Source organism: Mesorhizobium sp. M2C.T.Ca.TU.002.02.1.1, from assembly GCF_003997225.1.
Genome location: NZ_RZTO01000353.1, coordinates 1 through 5,993 on the forward strand (window position 1 = coordinate 1; position 5,993 = coordinate 5,993).

Annotated in this window: 5 protein-coding genes; 3 read left to right on the top strand and 2 right to left on the bottom strand. The window is 60.5% G+C overall.

The features are described from left to right. Positions 1 to 512 precede the first annotated feature (512 nt). Positions 513 to 2,318 carry a translation elongation factor 4 gene (gene lepA / locus EOD07_RS18970; protein WP_127236560.1) on the top strand — a complete coding sequence of 602 codons (1,806 nt, stop codon included), beginning with the start codon at positions 513 to 515 and terminating at the stop codon, positions 2,316 to 2,318. A gap of 112 nt (positions 2,319 to 2,430) precedes the next feature. On the opposite strand, the gene EOD07_RS18975 is transcribed toward lepA, so the two are convergent. After that, positions 2,431 to 4,353 carry an ATP-dependent helicase gene (locus tag EOD07_RS18975; RefSeq protein WP_127236561.1) on the bottom strand — a complete coding sequence of 641 codons (1,923 nt, stop codon included), beginning with the start codon at positions 4,351 to 4,353 and terminating at the stop codon, positions 2,431 to 2,433. Positions 4,354 to 4,603: 250 nt separating this feature from the next. Further along, entirely contained in the window at positions 4,604 to 4,882 is a 279-nt protein-coding gene (locus tag EOD07_RS38570; RefSeq protein ID WP_245470270.1) for a hypothetical protein, read from the bottom strand. A 17-nt stretch (positions 4,883 to 4,899) separates the two neighbouring features. Here EOD07_RS38570 and EOD07_RS38575 point away from each other — a divergent pair, with 17 nt between their 5' ends. Beyond that, entirely contained in the window at positions 4,900 to 5,121 is a 222-nt protein-coding gene (locus EOD07_RS38575) for a hypothetical protein (RefSeq protein WP_245470272.1), read from the top strand. Beyond that, positions 5,118 to 5,642 carry a hypothetical protein gene (locus EOD07_RS18985; protein WP_127236562.1) on the top strand — a complete coding sequence of 175 codons (525 nt, stop codon included), beginning with the start codon at positions 5,118 to 5,120 and terminating at the stop codon, positions 5,640 to 5,642. Before EOD07_RS38575 ends, EOD07_RS18985 begins: the two co-directional genes overlap by 4 nt. The last annotated feature ends 351 nt before the right edge of the window (positions 5,643 to 5,993 follow it).

Below are 5,993 nucleotides of genomic sequence, written 5' to 3' on the forward strand. Positions count from 1 at the left end.
GTGTAGTCGACCGAAAAGCCCACCGCCGCCACCAGCGGGATCGTCAGCAGCACCATCATCGGCATCATCGAGCCATCGCGGCGGGCGAGAAATCGCATCGCCGTCTTGGCCACCGCGGCCAGGCTGAACTTTCGGGCGGAACGGGACATTTCAGGGCCTTCGTCGTCTTGGGCAGCAAGTTGGTCGGGTGCGAAGCATGCGCCAAAGCGGTGCATGAATATTTAAGCGGTTTTGAATATTTCGTGAGCGGGGCGTGAAGTACAGCCGATCTCCCCCCTTGCGGGGGAGATGCCCGGCAGGGCAGAGGGGGGTGCTGTCCCGCCGACATTTCATCCAACGCGAGCACTCAAGCGTGAACAACCGCCCAGGTTGAGAAGCTCGAGAACATGGCATCTACGCCGCGATCCGTCACACCCCCCCTCTGGCCTGCCGGCCATCTCCCCCGCAAGGGGGGAGATCGGCTAACCCCCCGCCGCTTGCCCCTCAACCGCGCCCCTGCTAAAGCGCGCGGCATGACGACGCCGCTCGACCACATCCGCAATTTCTCCATCGTCGCCCATATCGACCATGGCAAATCCACGCTTGCCGACCGGCTGATCCAGCTCACCGGCGCGCTGGAGGAGCGCGACATGAAGGAGCAAGTGCTGGACTCGATGGATATCGAGCGCGAGCGCGGCATCACCATCAAGGCCCAGACCGTTCGGCTGAACTACCGCGCCAAGAACGGCGAGGACTATGTGCTGAACCTCATCGACACGCCCGGGCATGTCGACTTCGCCTATGAGGTGTCGCGTTCGCTGGCCGCCTGCGAGGGCTCGCTGCTGGTGGTCGACGCTTCGCAAGGCGTCGAGGCGCAGACGCTGGCCAATGTCTACCAGGCCATCGACAACAACCACGAGATCGTCGTGGTGCTGAACAAGGTCGACCTGCCGGCGGCCGAGCCGGAGCGCATCCGCGAGCAGGTGGAGGAGGTGATCGGCCTCGACGCCTCCAACGCCGTGCTGATCTCGGCCAAGACCGGTTTGGGAGTGCCGGACGTGCTGGAGGCGATCGTCCACCAGCTGCCGCCGCCGCGCGAGGGCGACATCAACGCGCCGCTGAAAGCCATGCTGGTCGACTCTTGGTACGACGCCTATCTCGGCGTCATCGTGCTGGTGCGCATCATCGACGGCGTGATGAAGAAGGGCCAGACCATCCGCATGATGGGCACGGGCGCCAAGTATCTCGTCGAGCGTACCGGCGTGTTCAAGCCGGCCCGCGTCAATGTCGACGAGCTCGGCCCCGGCGAGTTCGGCTTCTTCACCGGCTCGATCAAGGAAGTGGCCGACACCCGCGTCGGCGACACCATCACCGAGGACCGCCGCCCGACGCAAAAGGCCCTGCCCGGTTTCAAGCCGGCGCAGCCGGTGGTGTTCTGCGGCCTGTTCCCGGTCGACGCCGCCGATTTCGAGGACCTGCGCGCCGCCGTCGGCAAGCTGCGCCTCAACGACGCCTCCTTCTCATACGAGATGGAAACCTCGGCCGCGCTCGGCTTCGGCTTCCGCTGCGGCTTCCTCGGGCTGCTGCACCTCGAAATCATCCAGGAACGGCTTGAGCGCGAGTTCAACCTCGACCTCATCGCGACCGCGCCTTCCGTCGTCTACCGCATGAACCTCATCGACGGCACGGTGAAGGAGCTGCATAACCCGGCCGACATGCCCGACGTGGTCAAGATCGCCTCGATCGAGGAGCCGTGGATCCGCGCCACCATCCTGACGCCGGACGATTATCTCGGCGGCATCCTGAAGCTTTGCCAGGACAGGCGCGGCATCCAGGCCGATCTCTCCTATGTCGGCAAGCGCGCCATGCTGACCTACGATTTGCCGCTCAACGAGGTCGTCTTCGATTTTTATGATCGCCTAAAATCGATCTCCAAGGGCTACGCCTCCTTCGACTATCATTTGACCGACTATCGCGAGGGCGACCTGGTGAAGATGTCGATCCTGGTCAATGACGAGCCGGTCGACGCGCTCTCCATGCTGGTGCACCGCTCGGCGGCGGAAAAGCGCGGCCGGCAGATGTGCGAGAAGCTGAAGGAGCTGATCCCGCAGCACCTCTTCAAGATCCCGATCCAGGCCGCCATCGGCGGCCGCATCATCGCCCGCGAGACCGTCTCGGCGCTGCGCAAGGACGTCACCGCCAAATGCTACGGCGGCGACGTGACCCGCAAGCGCAAGCTGCTCGACAAGCAGAAAGAGGGCAAGAAGCGGATGCGCCAGTTCGGCAAGGTGGATATCCCGCAGGAGGCGTTTATCCAGGCGCTGAAGATGGGGGATTGAAGATCAACATAGCGGCGAGATCGCGTGCGAAATGCCAGTAGGATGCGCCTTCAGCAACGGAGCGATCACTACTCGTAGCACCGACTAGGCATGCGTATACCGCCAACGCGGACTAGTTCGCGCGGACCGGGCGAGGAGCTCGAGGACCGAGTTCGGAAAGAAATCTACTGGCACGAGCATTTACATTGCCATTGTTCATATTGTGCGCCTCTGCCCATTCAAATTGTCTAAAACTGGATAGGCACAATTCACCAGGCTTTCCATTCGCCACATCGGCTTTAACCCGAGTCAGGGCAACATAGAACAGTCTCCTTTGTTCCTCTAGTTTGCGTCGTCTAGTGGCTGCATCGTCTCCGTCGTCAGCGAAGCGAGGCAGGAGCCCATCGACGAGACTGGTAATGTATACAACGTTGCTACCCAGCCCCTTACTTCCGTACAGCGTCATGATCCGGACGTAGTCAACATCTTCTGGAAAATTAGGTTCATACATCTTTTCAAGTACAAGCCGACGCACCTCGGATAGTTGAGTATCTTCGTCAACGTCTCCTTCAAAAAGCTCTCGGATGCGCCGAAATTGGTCGTCATTCGGCGGGAAGAGTTCATCCAAGACATCTTCGGCGCTGTCCAGCTCTGACAGTCGCTCAACTGTCCGCCTTATTTCCGAAAATCTCTCCCGAAGTGTTCGAGAAGCTGGCAAAGCCACCTCTCCTGCAACCACCCTCTCCATCATCTCCCACGGGGACGCGTCGTTCTCCTCGCAGAGTTCTCGTAGCCTTTGGTACTGCCCCTTTCGATAGTCCGCACTTGGGTAACCGAGAAGCCAACGAAGGGCAGGTCGATCATCCCGATCGCACGCCACCATCAGTAGCGCGAGGCGCTCAGTGACTTCTTGGCTTTCAAGCTCACTCTCGGACAAGTAGTCTCGACAACCTATCCCAGCTTCTCGGAGCCGATTTGAGATCTCGAGTCCAAGTCGCTTTCGCGGCGTAAGAACTATGATGTTTCCGGGATCCTCACCCTGCCCAATCTTGGCAACGATGTCGGCGGTTATTCCGTCGGCCTCTTCGGCAATTCCAACGAACTGCAGAATTCGAACCATCCCTTCGCCATTCTCTGTGCGCACCCGTAGTGGGTGATCATCTCCATGCGGATTGTTGGCTATAAGGCTGTTAGCCATGGCCACTACCCGTTCGGGGCACCGGAAGCACGTTGTCAACTCATGATCAGATCGCTCTTGGTTGCCTTCCTCCCACTCTATGATCCCTGCGGGATGGGCATGCTTAAAACTATATATTGACTGGTTATCGTCTCCGACGATTATCACGTCAGATTCTCGTGAAAGAAGTTCTATTACGGATTGCTCAACTTTGTTCAAATCCTGATATTCATCCACCAATACGTGGTCGTAGTCATCAAACTCCGGTGAAGCCGGATTATCCCGAAGGTATATGTAAAGAAAAGGTATAACCTCACCGAGAAGCATACATTTATGAAACGTCATCCACGAAACAAGTGCTCGGCGGAAGTGCCGATCAATGCCGGTGGCCGAGTCGATTGGATCTTCATCTTGAGATCGAGCAAACGCGGCCTCATAGGCCTGCATGCGGTCATGACGGGCTCGCTTGTTACCAAATTGGCCATTGTCGAGATCGAAAAGTAGTGGCTCAGTCTCAAACCCGAACAGTGGCCGCGTAACCCGACCGAGTGCGTCGATTACCTGTTGCTTTCTCAAAATCCGCATCGCAAGGCTGTGGAGCGTCCTGGCGGAAATTTCCTGCGCCCCCTCTATTTCAAGGCCGTTTAACTCTCGCCGGATATCCTCTGCGGCAATCCGAGTGAATGTCACCGCGAGGATGCGGCTGGGTTCAATCCCAGTCTCAATGAGCCTAGCAACACGCCGACGCATCGAGAAGGATTTTCCCGTCCCTGGGCCGGCTATGGTTCGAATCCGTGAGCCTTCATCCGCCGCAATCCCGTGTGCAGGCGATCTACGAGTTAAACCGTCGTCCCAAGCCATTTGCCCACCCCCGCCCATTAGAAAATCGGCTAATACTAAGGGCACCGAATATTGCCCAAGTCAATATGGGAATAAGAGTGGAAGTCGAGCGTTGACGGCAGGTATAGCTCTGTCTGGGATATTGGCACAGACCAGGGGCGAATTTCGGTAGTCGCGACACCTTTGATCCTACCCCACATCGGCGTATCCTCTCCCCGGCTTGGGGAGACATCGCATACGCTCCACCTCTGACACCGTCGCCGCGATCGGCCTCGCCATCGGCGGCGCGTTAGGCATGGCGGGCACCTTTGTCGCCAGCGATGCGCTGCGCGAGACGTTGTGGACCATCGACGGTGTGGGCGTCGTCGTGGCGGCGGCGCTGCTCACCATGAAATACCAGCGGCTCGGCAATGACCTCGTCGCGGCCGGCTTCCTCACTTTCCTTGCCGGCGAGAGCCCGCTTCTGGCCGGCAATGCGGCGGGGCTGCAGGCTTCCGTGCCTTCCTATGCCGGCGGCATTGCGCTGTTTCTGTTTGTCCGCAATTCCGGACGGAAAACCGCTGCGCACTTTTCCTGGAATTGCTCTTGGCGGCGGGGCTGGTCATGGTCAGCGCGCAGGCCGCTTTCGCGCTCTGGATGCGGCTCACGGCTTTCGTCGCCGCCGTGCTCTTCGCTTTCTCGGTGCTGATGATCCTGTGGGGGGCACCGCTTTTGCCCACCTCGTCGCCGCTGCCGGCGCTCGGCTATCCGTTCCTGGTGCTGACCTTTATCGGCTGGATCTGGACTCTTCTGAGAGCGGAGCGTTGAGTGCCAAGGCCATGGCCGCGCCGCTCGAACTCCGCAACAGCCCGTCGGGAAAGATCCTTCCGGCGCTCGGGCCGTTCCTGATCGGCGGCATTTTCGGCTTCGGCGCGCTGCAGGGCGTGGCCTCGGGCGCGGATGGCGGGCATGTGCTGTGGATCGCGCTGCTCGGCGCCGCCTGCCTCGGGCTCGGCGCATCAATAGCGCGCGGCGCTTTCGACACTTCCGTCAAGGTGGTGCTGAACAGCCAGGGTTTTCGCGATATCCGCGCGGGCGACGTGCTGGTGCCGTGGAGCAAGGTGCGCAGCGTGCGGCTTGCCGCCGGTGGCAAGGGCGCGGCGATGCTCAATTTCGAGCTCACCGAGGAGCCGCCCGACGCGATCCGCTATTCTTCCGCCAACGCCTTCGGCCTGATGCCTTTCGGGCGGAACATCGTGCATATGGAGATCTCCTCGCTGGATGCGAGGGGGCAGGACCTGGTGGACGCGGTGAAGACATTCGCGCCGCATGTGGTGGTGAAGCGCTGACTTCCCCTTCGAGAGGAAGCGGAGGCGCCGGAACTGCTGATCTGCCCCCTCGTGGGGGAGATGTCCGGCAGGACGGAGGGGGCGCTGTCCCGCCAGCGTTTCAGGGCCTGGGTTCCTCGCCCCGCCACCGGCGGGGAGAGGTGTCCGCGAAGCGGACGGAGAGGGGCCTTCGTAGGGCGCTCCCCTCTCCGTCTCGGCTTCGCCGAGCCACCTCTCCCCACTTCGTCTAGGAGATTCACACATCTCGTAGGCTCCAGCCACGTGCGATGGATTGGAAGTACTGAAGGCCGTGGCGGAAGGTAATAGGGCCTGGCGGCTTGGACTTGGGATAGCCATCCCATCCTCCGAGCT

Excerpts from the sequence above, each read along its gene's own strand:
- lepA (WP_127236560.1), top strand. The coding sequence starts at position 513 with ATGACGACGCCGCTCGACCACATCCGCAATTTCTCCATCGTCGCCCAT.
- EOD07_RS18975 (WP_127236561.1), bottom strand. The coding sequence starts at position 4,353 with ATGGGCGGGGGTGGGCAAATGGCTTGGGACGACGGTTTAACTCGTAGA.